This window comes from Rhizobium sp. RHZ02 (genome assembly GCF_014851575.1).
Lineage (GTDB): Bacteria > Pseudomonadota > Alphaproteobacteria > Rhizobiales > Rhizobiaceae > Rhizobium > Rhizobium altiplani.
Genome location: NZ_JACUZX010000020.1, coordinates 75,589 through 98,167, shown reverse-complemented (window position 1 = coordinate 98,167; position 22,579 = coordinate 75,589). Strand labels below are relative to the sequence as shown.

Below are 22,579 nucleotides of genomic sequence, written 5' to 3'. Positions count from 1 at the left end.
GTGTTGGTCGACAGCCGCAGCGCCTGCACCGCGGAGTTGGCCTCGTTGATCGTATAGGTATAGGCGCCCGAGGCCGCGAGGACGAGACTGCCATAGGCACCGGCAAGTGCGGTGCCGAGCGTGCCTGTTGTCGCGCCGAAGCTGACGGCCGTGACGGTCTTGGTGTCGCCGGCGTCCGGATCGGTGTCGTTGGTCAGCACATTGCCGCTGGCGACAGAACCGCCCGAGCCATTGGCAACGCCGCCCTTCTCGGTCGCATCGCCGGCATCGGCAACCGCCGTCGGCGCCGTGTTTGGCGTTGCCTGGTTGAATAATACATCAACCCAGTAGTTCTCGCTGTTGAAGGTGCTGCTCGGGAAGACGCTGGCCGAATTATAGGTGTAGACACCGGCATTCGCCGGAGCCGTTAGGAATCCGTTTGTCACGGAAGAAGCGAAGTAGTTTCCCGTTGCCGTGTAGTGTCCGTAGTTGGTGTGATACGAGACCACATAGGTCGTACCAGCGGTGATCGCGACCGGGTTGGAAAAGCTCGCCGCCTGCCAGCCTACACCTGACTCGTTGGTGAAGGTGACCGTTGCCAGCCTGGTTCCCGTGCTCGACCACAGCGACCCCGTGTGTGGCCCGATGTTCAAGTCGCTCTTGTAGTACCGCACGCCCGTGACCGTGCCTGCCACTGAGGATTGGAACTTCATTCCCACTTCGATTGCGTTGGGATCGACGTCCGGCACGATGGGCGGAACCGCCGAAGCGGAAAAGAAGTTGTTGCCGGTTACCGTCACAGTGCGGCCGGCACCGGGGGTCTCCAGATTGACGCTGTCGTCCACCGCCCGGGTCTTGATAGTGAACGTACCGGCTGTCTGCGCGACCCAGCTATAGGTCCAGCTCTCGTCTCCAACGGCCCGGTGCCACGTTGTCCCGCCATCGGTCGACACCTCGACGGCAGCGATGACGCCGCCGACGTCCGATGCGGTTCCGCTGATGGTGATGGCGTTGCCTACCTTAAGAGGGGTCCCGTCGTTCGGTGCGGTGATCGATGATACCGGTTTTGTCGTATCCGTCGACTGCGTTGCTGATACCAGGCCTGCCTCCAATGTGCCAGGCTGGATCCCCATGTCCGCCAGCAGGTTGACCATGGCCTGCTTGACCCGTGGATCGACCGGCGTGGCCTCGAGATCGTGGTTCTGATCGAGTCCCCATGCCCAGTAAACCGTGCCGGCGCCGAACACCAGGGCGCCGCTAGGAGCTCGGTAAAGCGTCAGATTGTGCGTTGCGGTGGCAGTCCCGGTGACGGTGCCGTAGTCCAGCAGATATTGGTCCACGGGCAAGGTGGTCGACGACAGTTCGATCAGTCCGGCCGGACGCCAGCCATTATCGGGTGACTGATCCCATTCATACCCGAGATAGTTCTGCTGGAGCGTGGCCGTCTGGCCAGGTTGCAGGTTTGCCACGCTGGTATCGCGCCAGAAGCGTAGATTGGCGTCGTCATACGGGATGGTGATCGAATCGCTTCGGTACGAGTCGACCTGGAACATGGTGCCGGTCAGCGCATTCTCCGGCCGCCCTCCGCCGACCGCGGTCGGCGAGACGAACCGTGGATCCCGGTAGGTTCCGGTCCATTGGTTATCCGGATCGATGGGTCCGGCCCTGGTTTCCTTGTAGCACACCAGGGTGCGATACGCCTGGGCGCCGGAACTGATGCTCGGAGCGAAGCGCGTCTCCCAGTAGACCTCGTTGCCGCTCCAAAAGCAGAGGTTTACACCAGCATCCCGCGCTGCCTCGACGTTGGTGCGCTGTTGTCCCGACCAATACTCGTCGTGGCCGACGCTCAGGAACATCTTGTGGTTCTGAATCAGGCTGCCGAGGCGATCCGAGTCCACTCCGGCCATGTAGGAAACGTCATAGCCGTTCTTCTCCAACCACTGGATGGCTGGGTACTCGACACCGAATATATAATCCTGTGGTCCGGCCGCCAGGCCGCCGCCCCTCGTGGTGATCGGGCGATTGTAGCTAACCGCGTATGCGCGCCCTGGGGACGAGTCGCCCCCCGGCCCGTTGCCCTGGTATAAATTGGCCCCGCCCCAGGGATTGTAGGCCTGCCAGGTCTCATCCGACGTTTGGAAGAGGACGTCGCTGTGGCTGCTGTCGTCGCGCACGATGAACGGGATTTGGTTTTCGCCGAAGGTACCATCCTGACGCACGAGCTTCGCGATGTAGATTCCCGACGTTGCGTCGGCCGGAATTGCCCAGGACGCTGAAACCGACCAGTTGCCGGCGTCGACCAAACCGGTGGTGCTGTCGCGCAACGCTGTAGGCTGGTTCTGGACGCCCGTATGCTGAATGGTGTCAACCTTGCGTGCTCCCATGCCGCCGTAATAACCGAGGCGATAGATGTCGATCCGATAGTTGTTGGAATTGGTATTGATCTTGAAGCTGACGGTCTGGCCCCGATTGATGCTGATGTCGGTGGCGAACCCCTCGATGTTCGAGCTTCCGGCTCCCGTGATGCCCCATTCGCTCTGTGGATTGCCCTGCTTCTGGTTTTCCGCCACAATCGCATTGGTGGTGGCGGCCGCCGCCGCCAGACTCTGCGTCCCTGCGCTTTGCGTGCCCACCGGTTCAGTCACCGCGCCGGAAAGGATATTCACACCCTTGGAGGTTGCGCTTCCCGCTCCGATCTCCCCGCGGCCTGGCAATGACCGGTTCGAGACTGTTGAGCCCGCCCACATTGTTGTTCCGTGCCAGCCTGACAAGGGCGAAAGGTCACGGTTCGGAAGCGGGTCGCAAAATGTTCCCTTGCCGGTCGGTACATAGTCCGATCCCTCGGTCAGTCTGGTTCCGGGCAGTTGGCCGTCACGCTGGAGCATGCCGCCGCCTTGCGCCCAATCGAGCATTCGCGTCGGAGAGGTATGGTAGCCGCCGATGCCAAACGCCAGGAATGAGTGCGATCCGTGAACACTCGCCCGCGCTGAGGGGGTCGATTCAGGGCTAACGACTTTGCCGGAAGCGGACCCGCTCCCTACACTAATCGAACCTGGTCCGGACGCTGTCTGCGCAGCACCGTCAACAGCAAACGGCTGATGTGCTACAAAGTCGCCGCGTTGAACTCCGGCTCCGCAGATCGTTGCGAAACTATCGGCCAACGACGGCAGTGTGGTGTCGTTATTGACCTGGCCGTGAGCGTCGCAGACCACCCCCGTCGACCGATCGTCATCCTCATTGACCGCGATGGTGTTGACGGGACTGTCGGAGACAGTGCCAGACTTGATCGCATCGGTCGTTTGTGCGGCCAGCGCGAGTTGATAGTTGTTATCCTCCCTATAGGCGGTGTTGCGAAGCTTTGCCTTTCGGCCCGCTAGCCACCGGGGAGTCAACGAATCCAATAGCATTGAGCGAGATGCCCAACGGAGAGCTTTGCGATGCATGGCATGCCCCCTCGCGAAAATCTACCAATGTGCAGATTGTCGAATCATAGCCGAAGAAGCGCAAAATACCTTGTACGCCTTTCGAGCTAAATCGGGCGATCACCTTTTGGCCAATGAGGACCATACCGCTCTCGCATGACGGAGAGACGCCGTTGGAGGCGTCAGCGACGCCATGCGGGCGTTTTATGAAATCGCTAGAGAAGCGGGTCATGTCCACTAAGACCACGAATGGACATGGTTTTCGAGGTTGAAGCCTCCCTCGCCTTCCATGACGATGATGTGACCATCGCTGCTCTTTTTTAGGGATATCAAACATTGCAGGATACAACTGACCCATCCGATCCTGATCGCTGGTCCAACTCTCCGGCCGGAGCAGCCTTAAGCTCACCGGGGAGCCTTGTTGCGGGCAGCGAACGCTCGAGCTTGGAAGGGCAGAACTGTACCGAAGGTGAGCAGGAACGCGTCAGGATGGCCATGCGACCGATCGAGAACGAAAGGAATTACCTCGCCAGGACGCTTGCTGCGATTCCAGCCGGGGGGCCAGGAGTTAAGCACCGAGCTGTCAAGGACGGTTCCTGTCTTTGGAGCGCGGTCTTGCAGAGTGCCGATCTGCTGACCGCGTCCGGCTTCCCCTCTACAGAGGCATAAATTGCCAAAGGGCTGTCCGGAATGCTCGGACAGCCCCTTTATGGCTAGTTTGCAAGCAGATCGTTGACGCGGGTTTCGGCGTCTGTGAGCGCGGCATCGATCTCCTTTTGCCCAGTGATCGCAGAAGCGATCTCTTCGCCGATGATGTCGTTGACCGCGAACTGATGACGAACCTGTGCAGGCAGGGGTTTTGCGACGTTTGCGATGCTGAGGATCGTGGCGCGATGCGGCAGCGCCTTGAACTCTGCTGAATCAATGACCGCCTGCTGAGCCGGCAAGTGACCGGTCCGGGCCCAATCGAAGTTGTGATCGGCCATGAACTTCAGAAACTTGCCGATTGCCGCAACCTGCTCCGGGGTACGATCCTTCTTTGTCATCGCCCAGGAGTGGCCATCCGACCAATAGGCCGGTTCGCCACCGAACACTGGCGGATACGGATAGACCGCGTAGCCGTTGGTGAGCGCGTTGTCGGCCTCTTTCGACAGGGCATCGAAGTCACCCACAACCCAGGTACCATTCAGAAGAACACCACCGTCCCCCTTGGTAAAGCCGGACAGGGATGCAGCATAGTCCTGGTCTTTCGTGGTCAGATCCTGATCGTAGACGTCCTTGAACAGCTGGACGATCTTCTTGGCTTCAGGTGTGTTGAGTTTGACATGGGTCGGATCTGCGAAGAAGTCGGACTTCATCTGGGTCAGGTAGATATAGAGGGCACGATAGAACGCACCCTTTTCGTTGGCCATGCTCTGAACGAGATAGGGCTTGCCGGTCTTTTCCTTGAACTGCTTAGCCTGTGCGAGCAGTTCATCGGCCGTCTTCGGTAGCACCGGCGTTCCGTCATCATTGACCAGACCCGCCTTGCGGAAATAGTTCATGTTGATGTGCCACAACATGGTGTGGGAATCGATCGGCAGGCCGAATATCTGGCCTTCCTTCGTCACCCCTTCCCGGCCCGCCGCGGTGAAAGTGGAAGAATCCACGCCGGCAGCCTTCAGTACTGCGTCCAGAGGCTCAAGAAGACCCTTCGACTGATAGTCGGACAGTACGGATTCATGGATGGTGACGACATCCGGCGGCTCGCCCGATGCCAGCTGCGCCGTCAGCTGGTCGTAACCAGGCCATTCGACGGTGTTCACATTGATCTTGATGTCGGGATTGTCGGCAACGAACTTGTTGATCTGCGACGTGATGATTCCGCACTCGCCTACAGCCTTGCTGACGTCGGTGTTGGTTCCCCAATCGGCGTCACACGCTCCGAAGAACCGTTGAACTGTAATTTCGACCGGACCACCGGCGAGAGCCGGCCACGACGCCATGGTCAGGGTCGCCGCCAGTAAGATATTCCTCATGCCAATCTTCATTTGCAATCTCCTCCTATTGCTTGCGAAAGTGCGCGTTGAAACCGGATTGTCAGATCATGATCGTCATCGCACTGCGTAACCCGAAACCGCGGTGACGATGTATTTCTGGAAGAACAGGTAGACAGCGAGCGTTGGCAGGCCCGCGAACACAGCCTGAGCCATCAGGAAGCCGAGGCCTTCAGTCTGGGCGAAGTTCATCTGCATGGAAGCAATGCCGGTCGTGATCGTATACATGTCCTTCTTGGTCGCCGAGATGAGCGGCCACAGATAGTCGTTCCAGGCACCGAGGAAGGTGAACACACCGAGTGTCGCCTGGGCCGGGATGGTGAGGGGTAGAAGAACCGTCCAGAAGATCTTGAAGCGCGACGCGTTGTCGAGCAGTGCTGCCTCATCCAGTTCCTTGGGAATCTCCCGGAAGTACTGCGTCATCAGGAAAACACCAAATGGCGCAGCCAAACCGGGCAGGATCAGGCCAGGATAGGTATTGTGCAGTCGGAGCATGCTGAAGATCTGATGACGTGCGACGATCACCGCCTGCTCCGGAACGGCAAGGCCGAACAGAACGATGACAAACAGAATGTCGCGCCCCGGAAACCGTAGCCGCGCGAAACCATAGCCGGCAAGCGACGACAGGATCAGCACACCGAGCGTCATCCCCGACGAAACGATGAGACTGTTCAAGAACCAGCGGAAGACATTGGATCCGCCAAACACGTCTGCGTAGTTCTTGATCGTGTACGGAACGTGGAAGACCGAATTCGTATCCAGCTTCAGTTCCGCATTGAGCTTGAACGACAGCCCGACCACCCAAAGGATCGGCAATACCATGATCAGGCCGGCTGCCACGACGGCGAGAAGGATGATCCGGTCTCCCAGGGATTTTCCGACAATGCCGGAGCTCGTGCGGCTCATCGATTTTCTCCCTGCCGGTTGGAAAGGAAGTACTGCAGCATGCCGGCCATCAGGATGATCGCGAACAGGACCTGCGAGGTCGCAGCGCCCATGCCGACATCGAAGCGGGTGAAGGCAACGTCGTAGATGTAAAGGACAATCGGTCTCGAAGCATTGTTGGGGCCGCCCTGCGTCATCAGCTGGGCCTGGCCGAATACCTGGAACTGAAGCACGCTTTGAATGATCAGCACGAGCAGGAATGTCCGACGTATCGACGGAAGCGTAATGCGCCACAGCGTCTTCCAGCGCCCGGCATTGTCGAGCGCAGCCGCTTCATAAATCTCGCCCGGCACCTGTTGCAGCGCGGCCAGAAACAGCATCATCGGCAAGCCTACGCCCCACCAGACCGTTGCGATCGCAACGGCCGGAAGCGCAAGACGCGCATTGCTGAGGAAGGTAACCTGCGGCAGACCGAACCAGCCGAAGATATTGGAAAGCAGGCCAATGTCGGGAATGAAGACGATGCGCCATATCAGGGTGACGACCGTGACCGACAGCACCGACGAGGCAAAGAAGACGGCGCGCATCACCGAGGCGAAGCGTGTCTTGCGATTGAGGGCCAGCGCCAATGCAAGACCGAAGACTGCGAGAACCGGTACGGTCAAGGCAACGAAATAGAGCGTATTCAGAACTGCCCCGCGGAAAATCTTGTCGTTGAAGAGGCGCGTATAGTTTGCAAGCCCCACAAACTTGCCGGGGCCGAACAGGTCAGCCTTCGTCAGGCCTAGCCAGAAACCCCAAAAGAGAGGAATGACGAGCAGGCAGACGAAAACAAGCACGAAAGGCGCAACGAACAAGCCGTTTCGCAATCGGGATTCGTTCATGTGGATGGCCTGGCTCATCACGCTGCCTCCGCGGTGTGATAGCCGCGGCCGGCCGCGTCAAAGAGGTGGGTCCGGCGGCCGTCGAACGTCAGGGCCACGGCTGCGCCTGGCGCGAGTGGGCTGTCTCCCTTGGCTTCTGCCACCAGCAGCGAGTTATCTGCGATGCGAGCATAGACGAGCGTGCGATCCCCCAGCCGCTCGATGACCTCGACAACGGCATCCGTGTCGCCTGTGCCGGATCGCCCGATCGAAATGGCTTCAGCGCGGACACCCATCGTGTAGTCACTGGCCGGCGCCAATTCTTTGATTGGAACCGACGTATGGACAGTCGTCCCGTCGGTTAGGCGAACAAAATCGCGGTCCAGTTTCACGGGCAGGAAGTTCATGGCAGGAGAACCGACGAACTCGGCGACGAAACGTGTCGCAGGTCGTGCATAAATCTCCATTGGTGTGCCGACCTGTTCGATGCGGCGATTGTTCATGACCACGATCCGGTGTGCGAGCGTCATCGCCTCGATCTGGTCATGCGTCACGAAGACCATTGTCGATTTGACGCGGTTGTGAAGCTGCGCCAACTCGACGCGCGTTCTGACGCGAAGTGCCGCATCGAGATTCGACAGGGGCTCGTCGAACAGGAAGGCTTGCGGCTCCTTGACGATCGCGCGACCAATGGCGACGCGCTGACGTTGGCCACCGGACAGTTGGCCCGGCTTGCGATCAAGCAGCTTGTCGAGAACAAGAACCTTTGCCGCCTCCGTTACCCGGCGAACGATTTCCGCTTCGTCGATCCCGATGTTGCGCAAGCCGAAGGCCATGTTGTCGCGCACGCTCATATGCGGGTAGAGCGCATAGTGCTGGAACACCATGGCGATACCGCGCTCGCCCGGCGGCAGATGATCGATGCGCTTGCCGTCGATGCGTATCTCGCCGCCGTCGATGCTCTCCAGGCCGGCAATCATTCGCAGCAAGGTGGATTTTCCGCAGCCGGATGGGCCGAGGAAGACCATGAACTCGTTGGAATTGATCGTCAGGGACAGGTTGTCGATGACCTGCACCGCACCGTATTGCTTGCTGATGTTCACCAGTTCGATGAGCGCCACGTATTCCTCCGCTGATTGAGTTCCAGAGCCTGCCGTTTGAGGCCGAGCGCGGTTTTCCGCGCCCGCCTCAGCTCGTTCATTTGCTCTGATTGACGGTCGCGATCATGGCATCGAACAAGGCAGCAGCGACCGGATCGGTGCCGGCCGGGTGGCTCGTCAACCGGAAGGTCGTTGCAACGAGATTGCCGCGCCCGACACGTCGTTCAGCGATGGTGACCGCGGGTTTGTGGACCCAACCAATGACTAGCCCGCCATGGACCGGTCCGGCATACTCGAAGGTGCGGAAGCCCGTCATGACATGATGCGGAACGACCTTCTCGAAGGACAGGTCGAGCAACGGACCACCCGGCAATGAAGCAAACGCACCTTTGCGTCTGATCCAGCTGAAGTTGGCAATCCAGTCGCCGCGCCATAGCGTGCCTTCACGTGCGATCAGTCCGATTCCTGGAAGCTGCTGATCGATACCAACAGGCATATCCCGTTCATCGATGGTCATCTCGCGATAGAGCTTTTCGCCGGCAGGAATGTCCTTGCGCAGATTGCGGTGCGTGGGAATGCTGCCATCGGCGATCACAAGATAGCGCGCGCCGTGACGCATGGCCTCAATGTCGCTCTCATCAAGGGCATGCGCCAGATTGACCTCCGCTTTATCAGGGTCAGTGACCGGATAGCCCAGCGTCTCCGCAAAAGCGCAAAGCGCCGGATCCTTCGAAGCGATGCTCGGCAGGTTGGCTCGGTCGCGTTTTGCGTACAGCGCGATATCGAGAACATTGGTCGCAAGCCGCCGTCCGCTGGACAGGACCTCAAGTTCGATGCGAAGCGTGCGATTGACGTCGGTTTCCGGCATTTGCATCGGCACGATGCCGACGCTCGCCACCGCGTTGGCACCCGTTGCCGGCAGTGCCCGCTCGCCGTCCTGCCCGTAGGTCCAGCGGATCGTTGCGCCATCAGGAATGGACGCGCCACCGGTCGCTACCGAGAGATCCACCTCCAGCACTTCGCCGGCGTAGGCAGACCAGGCATTCGGGCGGGCGATCACGACGATGTCGCTATTGATGCTCGCGAAGTCGTCGTGGAAGACACGCGGATTTCTGTTGATGTCCAGAAGGCCGTTTGCCTCCCAATGAACGTCCGTGAATTCGGTGATGACGTAGCCGACGATCTTGGGATGGGCGCGCATCACCTCGATTTCATATTTGAGGTTCGCGAACTGGTACCATTGCGCGGCCTCGATGAACGATCCGAAGTCCTTGAAGACGGTGTCCAGATGGAGCGCGCGGAAGCGCTTTTGAACGCCATGCGGATAGGCGACGCCATCACCCCATGTCGCACCGGTTTCCATCCAGAAGGGCTCGGAACCATCTTCCAGAAGGAGTTTCGAGGGATCGGGCAAGCCCCACACGCCAAACTCGGAGACGATGAGAGGCTCTTCGCCTCGCCACTGCGCATCGCCAAGGCCAGAATAGGTCCACGCTGCGCCCTCGGCGAATTGCCTGGTGATGTCGTCCCACTCTTCGCGTCGTTCCGGAATGGAGCGGTAGTAGTGGTAGTCATTGAGGTCCGACTTCACGTGGAAGTTCGGGAAGCAGGCGGAATTGTCCGAAACAAGACGGCTCGGGTCGAGCGTCTTCAACCAGTTGTAGGTCTCGGCGAGCCACTGGCGATGATCGGCGTTCTCGACGATACGGGTTCCCCAATCCTCATTGATGATCGTCCAGGCGATGATCGACGGGTGATGGCCATCGCGCCTGACGATTCCCTGCATGGTCTCGCGCATTCGCCTGGCCGAGGGATCGCTGAAGGTCTGGACGTTCGGAATTTCGGTCCAGATCAAAAGACCGATACGGTCCGCCACATCGTAGTAGCGCGGGTCGGGAACCTTGATGTGGATGCGCAGAGTATTCAACCCAAGTGCCTTGGCCTTGCGCGCCTGGTCCACGAGGAACTCAAGCGAAGGCGGCGTGCAGATGCCTTCGGGATAGTAGTCCTGATCAAGTGCGGCACGCATGTAGAGCGGAGCACCGTTGAGGAAGAGCTGGCCGCCCCTGGTCTCGATGGTGCGAAACCCGAATGTAACCGAAGTCGCATCGACGATTGCGTCTGCGACCGAAAGACTGATGTCGGCACGGTAAAGCTGCGGTGCATCAGGCGACCAGGACTTCACCTCGCCAACAACGACGCTCAGGGTGCGACCAGATCCCTTTGCCGCCGCCTCCAGGGCTCCGTCCGGCCCGTAGACAGCGACGCGCACCTCAGCGTCTGCTGCGGATGCGGAAAGGTCCAGATCGAAGCGAACGGCACCCGAGGAAAGGTCTGCCCTTACCTCGGCATGCTTGATGTGGCTGGTATCACGCGCCTCCAACGTCACCGATTGCCATATGCCGCCGAGAGGGCCGTACCAGCTTTGCTTGCCATGCGGAATTTCCGCAAAAGGAAACTGCGGGTACCTGGTCGCGTCGGCGCTCGGAAGCGTAACCGAGACCTCGATCTCATTTTCCGCTTTGAGGATGCTGTTCGGAATCGTCAACGAGAACGGAAGGTAGCCTCCTTCGTGGTTGCCGATAGGCTGACCATTGACCAGGACTTCAGCAAAATAGTTCACCGCGCCGAAGTGAAGGGAGATGTCGCGCTCCGCCCATTCTTGCGGCAGAAAGAACTGTCGACGGTAGCTTGCGGTGCCAAACGCGTCGCGAAGATCGGCAAATTCGGATTGCCAAACGGATGGAACGGAAATCGAGCGCCAGTCGGCATCCCCTTCGAATTTGAACTGCCAGAGGCCGTCGAGTGTCATTCGCTTGCGCGCGTCCTGGGATAGCGGCAACGCGGGCGTGACAGGGGCGGTCATGTACTCTCTCCCTTGCGAATTATGTTATTAGTTATATTATTAGTTATGGGTACAGAGAATATAACTACCTGGCAAGCCGGAAAATTCGGGACCCGCAAAACCCACAGTGGACGGTTGTCGGAAAAGTGGGTTTTCTATAATTTGATGAATGGGATGGGCCGATCGATGAAGTGGGATAAGCATTGACCAAGCGTGCAACCATGGTTGACGTTGCACAGCGTGCAGGCGTCTCACAGGCAACGGTGTCGCTGGTATTAAATGGGGTCAGCAATCCCCGCGTTTCCGAGATGACTCGATCACGCGTCGTGGAAGCGGCCGAAGCGCTTGGTTATCGCAAGGGCCCTCGACACAATGTTCCCGAGCATCGGCGACCCGTTATCGGGCTGCTGCTCGATGAAGTCAGCACAACACCGTTTGCCATGCCCTTCATCGAGGGCGCGCGCGATGAAGCCGCCCTGCAGGATATCCTGATCGCGACCTTCTGCACGCGCTCGGATCCCAGGATCGAGAGCGCGGCTCTCGATCTGCTTCAGGAATTGAACGTCATCGGCATTCTTTATACCACCCTGACGACCCGACAGATCGTTGTCCCGGAACGGCTGAACGACATCCCCACAGTTCTCGTGAATTGCTATGAGAAGCATCGGCGTCATCCCTCGGTCGTTCCCGGCGATATCGCCGGCGGGCATGCGGCGACCGAGGCGCTGCTGAAGGCCGGTCACCGAAGGATCGCGCACCTGAAGGGCGAGGACTGGATCGAAGCTGCCAGGGACCGCGAGAAGGGATACCGGCAAGCGCTGACCACATGGGATGTGCCCGTCGACGAAGAGCTGGTATTGATGGGAGGATGGACCGTTAATGGCGGCCGCGAACTGACCCTCAAATTGCTTGATCGGAAAGACCCGCCGACTGCCATCTTCTGCTTCAATGACCGAATGGCAGTCGGCGCATATGATGCCATCAAAAGCCGCGGCCTGCGTGTGCCCGAAGACATCTCCGTGGTGGGATTCGACGACGAGGATCTGGCCTCCTACATGGTGCCACCACTTTCAACGGTGCTGTTGCCCCATGACGAAATGGCGCGATGGGCCGTCGGTGCCCTCCTCGACCACAACGAGGGTATTTCATCCCACCGAACCACCCAGAGGATCAAGCTCGAGTGCCCATTCGTTGAACGCGGTTCGATCGCAGCCCCTCAGTCTTGATACGGTTGATACATTGCCTCGTCGTTTTGACCTTGGAAGAAGATCATTGTCGGTCCACCAAGGAACGGGATCATGTCGATCAGGAATCGCGGGATGTCGCGCGCCCTGGCGCGCGCGCGCCCCGTGATTTTCCTGAAGTGGTTTCCATTGTCAGCGTTCAGCAAGCTTGAAACTCACGCATCGTCGATGCTGGGCGGCGGCAGGTGATTTGGTGGGTTCCCGGGGCCGCTTACTCAAAGCCGAGGCGCTGGGCTGCCTGGCGGAACAGCGCCTGGTCAGTGGGCGGCAAATGGAATGCCGAGATGAAATCGTTCAGCCGATAGGCGGGATACCGATCGTGTATCATGGCGAGATAAGACTTCCCCTCACTCAGCCGTCCCGCGATCGACAGGCAAAGTGCGGCGATCGCCAGAATGTGAGCGTGAGCATTCGGACGGGCGGCGGCCTTGACGCCCCAGTCCGCGGCATCCTCGAAGCTTCCGAGGCGCACGAGAGCCAACGCTCGGCTTGCAAGCATGCCGAAGAGCAGCGGGTCGAAAGGACTGAGCGCGCGGGAGTGATCGGCCGCCAGGATCGCGGCGCCTGGATCCCCGGACTGGGATTGAACGAAAGCGAGGGAGTAATGCGCGATCGCGAAACTGGGGCTCAGTTCGACCGCCTGTTGCAGCTCGCTGACGGACTGATCGTGCAACGCTCTCAACCATAGCGCCCGGCCCATGGCGAGATGTGCCGTCGGGTCGCGATCATCGACCATCATGCTCTGGCTCGCTGCTCGATAGGCAAGCTCGGCCTCGGCGTCGCGATCCGCCCAATGCTGGAAGGCACTCTGGAAATGGGTGAAGGAGAGCCCCGCATGCGCACGGGCAAATGTGGGGTCGAGGCCAATCGCCCTTTCGAAGAAGCGCTGGGCTTGCTCGTTGTCGCTCTTGGTGAAGCGATACATGTGCCAGAGCCCCCGGTGGTGGGCCTCCCAGGCGTCGAGAGAGTTCGGCGTCTTCAGGAGGGCACGATTGCTCTCGATCGTTTCGACTTCGCGCTCGATCGAGACGACGATCCTGCTGCCGATTTCCTCAAGGAGGAGGAAGGTATCGGCCACACGGCGCTCGAAGACCTCCGTCCAGGCGATGCGCGCTGTTCTTGCCTCTGTCAACTCGACGCGAAGGATAATGCGGTCGCCGACGCGCTGAAACGATCCGTCGACCACGTAGTCGACGCCGAGCAGCCGTGCTGTCTCGTCAACCGTGTGGTGCCGGTCCCTCAGCGCAAACATCGTGCCCTGCGCGATTACATGGAACGAGCGCAGCTTCGCGAGCCGTGTGATAATGTCGTATGCCAATGCATCGGACGGACCGCCGGGAGCGGCTACGGCCGACAGCTCATTGAACGGCATGATCGCAATCGATGCGCGCCGAGGCTCCTTGAGCAAGCTTTCGGTTTCGGGTGGAGACGATGCAGCCACAGCGCTGGCGCTTGGGCGCTGCTGCCGGAAGGTCTCGTCTGTCTGGGTTCTGGCCGTCTGCCAGGCGTCGCGCAACGATCGCTCGTTGATACCCTCGGCATCAAACAGCTTCGCGGTCGCTTCCAGATGCTCCTCGCCTTCTCGAAAACGACCCGCCTTGGCAAGGGACATCAATAGCAATTCGTGCGGGCGAAGGTCGAAGGGCGCAAGCTGGATCCAGCGATCGAGATAGGTTTGTGCCTCTTCGGGCGGGAAACGCTGCACCATATGCTCGAGAAGGGCTGTATGGATGTCGCGCAGCCGACGACGTTGCGACAGCAGCCATGTTTCGAATGCCGGGCTACGCTCGACGCTCGATCCTTCGTGAAAGTCCCCGGCAAACAGGGCTGCCAGGGACCGCAACTGGCCCAGTGACTGCGTCTTGAATCCATGCTGATAAGCCGCAGTCGCCTCGATCGCATCGATAAAGCAGTCCGACAGATCCAGTCTGATGGTATCGCCCTTCGTAATGACGCGTTGTTCCCCGATCAGCGTGCGAATCTTGCTCAAGCACCATCGCAACTCGCCACGCGGATCGTCGGGGATATCCCACAACAGATCGCAAAGCTGCGCCCTGCCGCACGGCCTCGGTGAAAGCGCAAGGTAGGCCAGAAGAGATCGCACCTTCCGGGAGCCGGGGAGCTTCAGATCGATGCCCTCTCGCCGGATCGCCATCGGGCCGAGCAGTCGGATCTCGAGCGGGCCTCCGGGTTGATTTGCGTCCCCGCCGCTCGATTCCACGCTCATTCCCACGCCAGCTGCCACGCCGACCCCCACTATCCCTGTCTAAGCCAGAGACCGTGGCACGACACGTGCCCAACCACGGTTGCCATAGACGCACCATGAGGCTGATCAATCTGACCCAAGGAGAAAACAATGTCCACATCTGCGGCCGTCGCCAGTAATCCTCAGCCCGCCGTCGATTTCAGCGTGCTCAAGGCCAGGCAACAAAGTGCATGGTCCTCGGGCGACTACGCAATCGTTGGGACGACCTTGCAGATTGTCGGGGAAAGCCTCTGCGAAGCGCTCGATCTGCGCGCCGGTTCGAAGGTGCTTGACGTTGCGGCCGGCAACGGCAACGGCGCGCTTGCCGCAGCCCGACGCTGGTGCGAGGTCACGGCAACCGATTACGTTCCGGCGCTGCTCGAACGTGGCCAGGAGCGCGCAAAAGCCGATAGGCTGCCGATCGTCTTCCAGGAGGCCGATGCAGAACATCTGCCGTTTGCCGATCAGTCCTTCGACAATGTGCTGTCGATTTTCGGCGTGATGTTCACGCCCGACCAGGAGCGCGCTGCGTCCGAACTCATTCGGGTCTGCAAGCGCGGCGGCTCGGTTGGCCTTGCGAACTGGACCCCTGACGGTTTCATCGGGCAGATGTTCAAGACGATCGGCAAGCATGTGCCGCCTCCGTCAGGCGCTCGCTCGCCGGCGCTCTGGGGCTCGCGGGCACGGCTTGCCGAATTGTTCCCGAAAGCCGTCGCGTCGATCGCGGCAACGCCCAGGCAGTTCGTGTTCCGCTACAAGTCACCGGACCATTGGCTTGAGGTCTTCCGGACCTATTATGGTCCAGTGCTGAAAACATTCGCCGCCCTTGACCCGGCGGCGCGAGATACACTGACCGACGACCTTTTGGCGCTCATGGAACGCTTCAATCGCGCCGATGACGGCACCGTGGTCGTGCCAAGCGAATATTTGGAGGTCATCGTCACGAGGCTCTGAACACAGGCTTCCGACACCGGCCGGGCATGGGCTTCATATCCCGATGCTCGGCCGTCAGGTCGAGCGTGTTGTTTTCGAGCCAGGCGATGCCGCCCGCTTGGAGTTGGAACAACGCTCTGATCTTGGAAACGAAAGCCCGGCTGCTGGCAGACTGCCCCTGATTGGAGAGGAGACTCAACCAGGATTTCGCGCGTTTGAAATCGCGCCTGGGGGCAACATGACACCGTCTGAGTTTAGCGCGGCCGTGGTGGTCGCAAGAATGTCGGCAAGCGACATTCAGGAACTGCTTGGCATTGACGAACGAACCAGAAGCCAGCTTGCCTCTGGAGAGAAGCCTGTGCCTCGTTGTGTCGCCTTGTGTCTGTGGCTCATGGCTGCCTATGGCGTTTCCATTCTGGAGGCTCGTGTCCTTGCGGAGGATCCTGGCAGTTAAGAAACCCGCTCCGGCGGAGCTCAATGAGCCGATCTCTCGCTTTCGCAAACATGGATCAATGCTCGAAGAGAATACCCTGCCAGTTCTGGCCGCCATAATAGAAGCCGAGAATGATGGCCTGCTCGTCTGTGACGGTGAACGCGATGTCACACGCCGCTCGAACCCAACCGTGCGAAGGCCGGGACGAATACCGTCATGCAACGCTCCGCGCTCGGAGGCGACATCGAAGCCGCGCACATAGGCTTCCAGGCGGTCGATATAGCCAAGTGCGATGTCGGAGGATGTCGCATCCGCAATCCAAGCATAGAGCGACAGCAGATCGGCCGAGCTTCCGGTGATATAACCGTGCGGCACTTCACGTCTGGTCTTTCACCCGCTCCGCATGACGGGCGCGCACGCTGGCGAACGCATCATCGACACTGACACCGCGCGCGGGATCGGCCTTCATCGCGTCGAAGCTCGGGGCTGCCTGATGCTGGAGCCAGCGCCCGACCGGCTCATCGCGTTCTTTCAGCGCAGGAATACCCTCGCGGACCACCTCGCTCGCCGAAGCACAATCACCCGCGCTCACCTTCGCGTCGATAGACGCTGCCTGATCGCTCGGCAGGCTGATGGTTCTTTTCTCGATGGTCGCCACGATACACCTCCAGCATCCATCACATCACGTGGTATGAAAGTTCATGCCATCGACCCAAGCGCACTTCCATAGGCCAAAACCGTAGAATTCTGCACACTCTGACGATCTGAAAGATGTGCTCTACCTCATCGACGTCTTGACGATGCCGTAAAGACTATGGCCGCGGTTTGTCGGCGAAATGCTTGATCGCGTATTCCGCAACACGCTGGTTCGACTGCCTTGCGTCATCGAGCCAGAACGGGAAGAGTTGCCACTGGTGGATCATGCCAGGCCAGATTTCGGTCTCAACGTCGACTCCGACCTTTCGGGCCTTTTCAGCCAGCCTTAGCGTATCGTCCAACAATGCCTCGCCCGAACCGACCTGGACAAGCAATGGTGGAAACCCGGTCATGTCGCCATAGAGGGGCGACACCATCGGATCAGTGGGCGAGCGTGTTCCGAGATAAGCCTTGCGCATGAGATCGAGCTGAGCGGCGTCGATCAGTGGATCGGTGCTGGCGTTGGCCGTCAGCGATGCGCCTGTTGCAGCCAGATCCGTAACGGGGCTCATCGCCACGACGGCCGCAGGCAACGGTCCCTTGACCCGCATCTGCCTGAGCGTGGCTTCGATCGCGAGGTTTCCGCCGACGGATTCGCCAACGACGACGACGTTGCTGGCCTCATAGCCAGAACCAAGCAGCCACCGGTAGGCTGTCAACGCGTCGTCGATTTGTGCGGGATAGGGGTTATCAGGTGCAAGCCTGTAGTCGATGAGAAGCACGTCGGCGGACGCCGCCTTGGCCAGTGAGCCCGCTATGGCCCGGTGCGTGCGCAACGAACCGCCATAAAAGCCGCCGCCGTGGATATAGAGAATGGCGCGCTTGCCGATCGGATGATGGAGCCTTGCCGGCCAGATGAGCTGCGCGTCGACACCATCTGCATCGACAGGCCTGATTTGCACGCGCGTCGGCTCGGGGGTGGCTTCCATCATGTCTTCGAACGCGTTGCGCCGATCGCGCAGGCTGTCGGCCTTCGCATAATAGTGCTTCCATGTTTCGACGAGCTTGCGGACCTGGTCCTTCGAAACCTGCGTCTGGACCGGCGTATCCCCGGCGGGGGTTGGCGACACCGAGAAGGCGACGGCAAGGCTTGCGACCAGACATGTTTTGGTCAGTCCCGCTATTGAGCGCATGATCGCCGCGGACGCAAGCCCGCGCGATATGTCGACCCGCCGCCGCAAAATCTCCATCACAAGCACCGCGAAACCTCCGATTCAGGACATCTGTCGAGACAGGTGAAACCTGCCACGACCACGGGCCCTGTCAAGCTCGCCATGGTTTAGGAAGCGACCCTTTTCGGCGTGTGAAAGTAATGCCTCTGTCGTATGTCGGCTAGGCTTTGGCCGCGAGTTCTTCCATGCGCTTCAGATTGACCACGGCCTTTACCGGCAGGTGATCGGAGGCAATGCGGGCAAGCGGCGTGTCGTGCGCCTCGACCGCTGTCACAACCCCCTTGCGATTTGCCATGATGCGATCAAGCGCGAGAACGGGAAGTCGTGCGGGAAAGCTCGGTACGGCCAGCGGCTGCGGGCCAAAGGCGGATTGGAACGTGTGCAGTGATGAACGGTCACCGAGCCGCCACTCGTTGAGATCGCCGAGCAGGATGGTCGGGACCTCACGCTTGTCGGCCATCAGTTCGACCAGCATTTTGGCCTGCTGTGCGCGCGAATGGCGAAGCAGGCCGAAATGGGCGGCGATGATGCGCAAGGCCCCGCCGCGTTCGAGATCGAGTTCGGCGACAAGCGCGCCGCGCGGCTCAAGCCCGGGGAGGTTGATCTGGTGCACGTCACGGACGAGGCCACGCTTAAAGAGCACGACATTGCCATGCCAGCCGTGAGCCTTGGCCATGCCGTTAACCGGCACCGGGATCAGTCCGGTCTCCCGTTCCAGCCGGCCGAGATCGAGAATGCCGGTACGCTCGCCAAACCGGGTGTCGGCTTCCTGAAGCGCAATCACATCGGCATCGATTTCGTGGATGACCCGGCTGGTGCGCTCCGGATCGAAACGCCGGTCGTTGCCGACACATTTGTGAACGTTATAAGAGGCAATCAAAGTGCCGTCCGACCGCGGCTTCTTCTCCGAATGTGCTGCATCCAGTCGCTTTTTTCGATTGCGGATCGATGCGAGGATGTTTGAGGGCAGACTGTCCTTTTTGGCATGCATCGGAGTTTGCTCACGCTCCGTTGGTCGAAGTGGTTTGATCCGGAGTATAGGCCGGCTATTGAAACTTGCCACGCCTTTAGGCCGAAGAAATCCGCTACAAATAAGGCGATCCGAGCCAAAGAACCTTCTCGAGCAGCCGGACAGCGAAAGGTCGCGCACGCAGCCCCTGCAACGTAACCGGCGACGCCGATTTGATGGCCTCGTCGATATGCTCGTCAATCTCGTTGGCAAAGCCTTCATTCAGCACTTCCAGGTCGACCTCGAAATTCAGCCGCAGCGATCTCGGATCGAGATTGGATGATCCGACATAGGACCAGACCCCGTCGATCGACAGCAGTTTGGAATGGCTGAAGGCGCCGCTGGAGCGCCAGATGCGGCAATAGCTGCTGAGGATCTGGTCGAACTGCGCTGTCATCGCCCGGTCGACCAGGACGAGGTTGTTGACGGACGGAACGACGATATCAACCTCGACGCCACGTCGTGCGGCCGTCGCCAATGCGCTGATCAGCTCTCGGTCCGGCAGGAAATAGGGCGACATGATGCGGATCGATTTGCGCGCAATGGAGAAGGCGCCCATCAGCATCTTGTGGTTCGTCTCGATGCTTCTGTCGGGCCCGGACGCCACGACGCGCATGAAGACGGGATCTCCCGGTTGGCGCTCGGGCATCGCGGTTCGCCATGCTTCCCCTTGCAGGATCTCGCCGGTCGTGAAGCGCCAGTCTTCGGCGGCAACGTTGAAGAGGTCGGCAACAACCGGCCCGGTAACACTGAAATGGGTGTCGCGCGCAAAGCCCTCCCCTGCTATTTCGCGGGTAAAGCCTGCCCGGATGTTCATGCCGCCGGTCAGCGCGACGCGGCCATCGACGATGAGGATCTTGCGGTGGGTGCGCAGGTTCGCATAGGGCAAACGCAACCCCATGATAACGTTGCCGTTGAAGACCGAGACTGTGACGCCGCCATCTGCAAGATATCCGAGTATGCTCGGCACCGAATAGCGGGCGCCGACCGCATCGATCAGCACGCGCACCTCGACGCCCCGCTTGACTGCAGCAATAAGGGAATCGCCGATCCTCAGTCCGATCGGGTCGCGGTCAAAGATGTAGGTCTCAAGCAGAACACTGCGGGCCGCACTGTCGATTGCCGCCTTCATTGCACCATAGCAGTCGTCGCCGGTCTCCAGCATGTCGATCGTGTTGCCGGTTGCGAGCGGAACGCGGGCGACGCGGTCGCCGAGTGTCTGGAGGGCAGCGAAACGCCGGCCAAAGCCGCTGATGACGATATCCGTGTCGGCGTCGAAGCTTTCGAGCTCATCGAGGTCCGCGTCGGGGATCAGCGCATCGCGCTGAAGGCTGAGCGAGGCGCGCCGGATACGATTGATACCGGCGATCGCATAGAGCACAGCACCGACGATCGGAGAGAGGATGATCACGCCGACCCAGCCGATTGCGGCGCGGACCTCTTCCTTTGTCATGGCCGCGTGGATCGCTGCCGCGGCGCCCATGGCGAGCGAAACAACGAATAGAATATGCGGCCAGTAGGTCGATATGAGATAAAACATTGCGTTGAACTATAAACACAAAGCTGCAGTGTTCAATTGCGCACTCACGGGCATGAAGCGCCCGTTTTGCCGGCGCAAGATCTGTCGTCGGCAAGCACGAAGCACGCACCGCGCAGCAGCTGAATGCTGCAATGCGAGATTTATTTTTGCAGTGTGTCAAAAATTGCTTGAAACCGCACGATTACTCTGGAACTCTGAGGCCAGTATCGCGTTAGACCACGGGCCTCACTGACTGGAGATCGGCGATGACAGAAACTCGCGAAGAGTGGATCAGGAAGCGTGCCTATGCGCTTTGGGAAGAGGAAGGGCGTCCATCGGGACGGGAGTTCGCACATTGGGAACAAGCCCGGGCCGAACGTCAAGCGCTCGAAGGGTCTGCTGCTTCCCCGGATGGCAAGGAAGTGAAGACGCGCAAACGCACCGCCTCCGCTTCAAACGCAAACGGCGCCGTCAAGGTCGCCGCGCCAAGGAAAACGGCTAGCCGAAAATCGGCGTGATTGCTTTTTCCGCTGTGACGGCGGGCGCCAATGATGCCCTTCGTCACATGACTGCATTGCTTCTGCTCTATTGAGTTCCTGGGGGCACGAAAGGTGCGTCGAGGGAGAAGAAGATACATGACTGCGCATGGCGCCGACCTCGCAGAAAAAATGCTGCTGCGGCAATCGGCGATGGAACCAAAATCGGGTTTGGAAGTTGATAGATTTGTCGTAGCGGATTGCCGCCTCCGCATCGCGCCTTGAGGGTAAAATGACCGCTCTTGTCATTGCCGCGTTAGCCTATCTGGCCCTCGCCCTGATCCTTGTCTATGCGGTCGACAATCTCGTTGCACTGTTCTTTCCTGATGCACATTCTGCCCTACCGCTGCATTTTCCCACCTTTGAGAAGATGATGGCGTTGTCGCGCAAATATTATCGCAAGTAAGCGACCAAGTCGGCGCACTTTCCGTCAGCTGCTGCCCCTTTGGGTTTGCGAGAACCTTGGAACTTTTCGAGCGTCAGTTGGTTGCCCTTTTCTCTGTCAGAAAAGGTGCCAGACATGCCAAGAGGCGACAAATCCGCTTACACGGACAAGCAGAAAAGAAAAGCCGAACATATCGAGGAAGGCTACGCGGACCGTGGCGTTTCCACCAAGGAGGCCGAACGGCGGGCCTGGGCGACGGTCAACAAGGAAAGCGGTGGCGGCAACAAGTCCGGCTCCGGTCGTGGCAAGCAAGATACCCACGAGGCATCGGAAAAGGGTGGGCGCAAGGGCAGCGCCGCCTCCGCATCGCGTTCTGCGGCAGAGCGCTCGGCTTCGGCCAAGAAAGCAGCAGCGACGCGCAAACGCAACGCGCAGCACGCGCATCACTGATCTCCAGCAAGCCACCGGGAGGGGCTCATGGCATATGTACTGTACTATTGGGATGGCATTCAAGGCCGCGGCGAGTTTGTCCGCCTGGCGCTGGAAGAAGCCCAGGCGGATTATGTCGATGTCGCCAGGCAATCCGGGCCCGCGATGGGAACCGGAGCGATGCTGGACCTGATGAGGAGCAAGCGCGAGCCCCACATTCCCTTTGCGCCGCCGTTTCTGAAGGACGGCGAGCTCATCGTCTCGCATGTCGCCAATATTCTCTCCTATCTTGGCCCAAAACTTGGCCTCGCGCCGGAAGATGAGAAACTGCGCTGCGTCGCCAACGGGCTGCAACTGACCATCACGGACCTGGTGGCGGAGGTGCACGATACGCACCACCCGATTGCCACCTCCCTTTACTATGAGGATCAGAAGGAGGCGGCAAAAGCCCGCTCCGCCGCCTTTATCAGCGAGCGCATTCCAAAGTTCCTCGGCTACTTCGAGCAGGTGCTGCAACAAAACCCTCAGGGGCCGCACCATATCGTTGGCGATGCTCTGAGCTATGTCGACTTGTCGCTGTTTCAGGTCATTGAGGGCTTGCGATATGCCTTTCCAAAAGCGATGAAAGCCTATGCGGCCGACTATCCGGGGCTGATCGCGTTGCACGATGCCGTCGCCAGGCGCCCGAACATTACCGCCTACCTACAGTCGGACCGCCGGCTTGCCTTCAACGAGGACGGAATTTTTCGGCACTATCCGGAGCTTGATCTCGCGCCATAGCGGATATGGCATTGCCCCGGGTTGAGGGAGGCTGATAAGCTCCCCGCAACTCGCCCCAAACCGTCCCG

17 protein-coding genes are annotated in these 22,579 nt (G+C 59.8%); 6 read left to right on the top strand and 11 right to left on the bottom strand.

Going from position 1 to position 22,579, the window contains the following annotated elements:
- The 6 genes from IB244_RS23220 to IB244_RS23195 all read right to left on the bottom strand — a co-directional run.
- The coding region (locus IB244_RS23220) for a N,N-dimethylformamidase beta subunit family domain-containing protein (RefSeq protein ID WP_192305792.1) at nucleotides 1-3,422 on the bottom strand (3,422 nt) is incomplete at its 3' end.
- A 692-nt stretch (nucleotides 3,423-4,114) separates the two neighbouring features.
- Complete coding sequence (locus IB244_RS23215; RefSeq protein ID WP_409564083.1) at nucleotides 4,115-5,419, bottom strand: extracellular solute-binding protein; 1,305 nt, start codon at nucleotides 5,417-5,419, stop codon at nucleotides 4,115-4,117.
- Nucleotides 5,420-5,494: 75 nt separating this feature from the next.
- The gene (locus tag IB244_RS23210; protein ID WP_018860264.1) at nucleotides 5,495-6,343 is read right to left on the bottom strand and encodes a carbohydrate ABC transporter permease; all 849 of its coding nucleotides are present in this window, start codon (nucleotides 6,341-6,343) and stop codon (nucleotides 5,495-5,497) included.
- Nucleotides 6,340-7,224 (bottom strand): carbohydrate ABC transporter permease, encoded by an 885-nt coding sequence (locus IB244_RS23205; protein ID WP_192305788.1) that lies wholly within the window; start codon nucleotides 7,222-7,224, stop codon nucleotides 6,340-6,342. Before IB244_RS23205 ends, IB244_RS23210 begins: the two co-directional genes overlap by 4 nt.
- Nucleotides 7,224-8,306, bottom strand: a complete 1,083-nt coding sequence (locus tag IB244_RS23200; protein WP_192305786.1) for an ABC transporter ATP-binding protein — start codon at nucleotides 8,304-8,306, stop codon at nucleotides 7,224-7,226. The genes IB244_RS23205 and IB244_RS23200 overlap by 1 nt, the downstream gene beginning before the upstream one ends.
- Nucleotides 8,307-8,382: 76 nt before the next feature.
- Entirely contained in the window at nucleotides 8,383-11,151 is a 2,769-nt protein-coding gene (locus IB244_RS23195) for a glycoside hydrolase family 2 protein (protein ID WP_192305784.1), read from the bottom strand.
- A gap of 182 nt (nucleotides 11,152-11,333) precedes the next feature.
- Between IB244_RS23195 and IB244_RS23190 the strand changes: the two genes are divergently transcribed.
- Complete coding sequence (locus IB244_RS23190; RefSeq protein ID WP_192305782.1) at nucleotides 11,334-12,356, top strand: LacI family DNA-binding transcriptional regulator; 1,023 nt, start codon at nucleotides 11,334-11,336, stop codon at nucleotides 12,354-12,356.
- A gap of 229 nt (nucleotides 12,357-12,585) precedes the next feature.
- On the opposite strand, the gene IB244_RS23185 is transcribed toward IB244_RS23190, so the two are convergent.
- The gene (locus IB244_RS23185) at nucleotides 12,586-14,601 is read right to left on the bottom strand and encodes a transcriptional regulator (protein ID WP_192305780.1); all 2,016 of its coding nucleotides are present in this window, start codon (nucleotides 14,599-14,601) and stop codon (nucleotides 12,586-12,588) included.
- Between the two features lie 129 nt (nucleotides 14,602-14,730).
- On the opposite strand from IB244_RS23185, the gene IB244_RS23180 reads away from it, so the two are divergent.
- Nucleotides 14,731-15,573 (top strand): class I SAM-dependent methyltransferase, encoded by an 843-nt coding sequence (locus IB244_RS23180; RefSeq protein ID WP_192305778.1) that lies wholly within the window; start codon nucleotides 14,731-14,733, stop codon nucleotides 15,571-15,573.
- 788 nt (nucleotides 15,574-16,361) lie between these two features.
- On the opposite strand, the gene IB244_RS23175 is transcribed toward IB244_RS23180, so the two are convergent.
- From IB244_RS23175 to IB244_RS23160, 4 genes are all read right to left on the bottom strand, one after another.
- Nucleotides 16,362-16,643 carry a type II toxin-antitoxin system ParD family antitoxin gene (locus tag IB244_RS23175; protein ID WP_192305776.1) on the bottom strand — a complete coding sequence of 94 codons (282 nt, stop codon included), beginning with the start codon at nucleotides 16,641-16,643 and terminating at the stop codon, nucleotides 16,362-16,364.
- A 154-nt stretch (nucleotides 16,644-16,797) separates the two neighbouring features.
- The gene (locus IB244_RS23170) at nucleotides 16,798-17,871 is read right to left on the bottom strand and encodes an alpha/beta hydrolase (protein ID WP_192305774.1); all 1,074 of its coding nucleotides are present in this window, start codon (nucleotides 17,869-17,871) and stop codon (nucleotides 16,798-16,800) included.
- A 142-nt stretch (nucleotides 17,872-18,013) separates the two neighbouring features.
- Nucleotides 18,014-18,844 carry an endonuclease/exonuclease/phosphatase family protein gene (locus tag IB244_RS23165; RefSeq protein WP_192305772.1) on the bottom strand — a complete coding sequence of 277 codons (831 nt, stop codon included), beginning with the start codon at nucleotides 18,842-18,844 and terminating at the stop codon, nucleotides 18,014-18,016.
- 94 nt (nucleotides 18,845-18,938) lie between these two features.
- Nucleotides 18,939-20,402, bottom strand: a complete 1,464-nt coding sequence (locus IB244_RS23160) for a phospholipase D-like domain-containing protein (protein WP_192305770.1) — start codon at nucleotides 20,400-20,402, stop codon at nucleotides 18,939-18,941.
- A gap of 245 nt (nucleotides 20,403-20,647) precedes the next feature.
- On the opposite strand from IB244_RS23160, the gene IB244_RS23155 reads away from it, so the two are divergent.
- From IB244_RS23155 to IB244_RS23140, 4 genes are all read left to right on the top strand, one after another.
- Nucleotides 20,648-20,899, top strand: a complete 252-nt coding sequence (locus IB244_RS23155; protein ID WP_192305768.1) for a DUF2934 domain-containing protein — start codon at nucleotides 20,648-20,650, stop codon at nucleotides 20,897-20,899.
- Between the two features lie 250 nt (nucleotides 20,900-21,149).
- Nucleotides 21,150-21,323, top strand: a complete 174-nt coding sequence (locus IB244_RS23150; RefSeq protein ID WP_192305766.1) for a hypothetical protein — start codon at nucleotides 21,150-21,152, stop codon at nucleotides 21,321-21,323.
- Between the two features lie 114 nt (nucleotides 21,324-21,437).
- Entirely contained in the window at nucleotides 21,438-21,752 is a 315-nt protein-coding gene (locus IB244_RS23145) for a plasmid stabilization protein (protein ID WP_192305764.1), read from the top strand.
- Between the two features lie 27 nt (nucleotides 21,753-21,779).
- On the top strand, nucleotides 21,780-22,511 hold the full coding sequence (locus IB244_RS23140; protein ID WP_192305762.1) for a glutathione S-transferase: 732 nt from the start codon (nucleotides 21,780-21,782) through the stop codon (nucleotides 22,509-22,511).
- Nucleotides 22,512-22,579 lie beyond the last annotated feature (68 nt).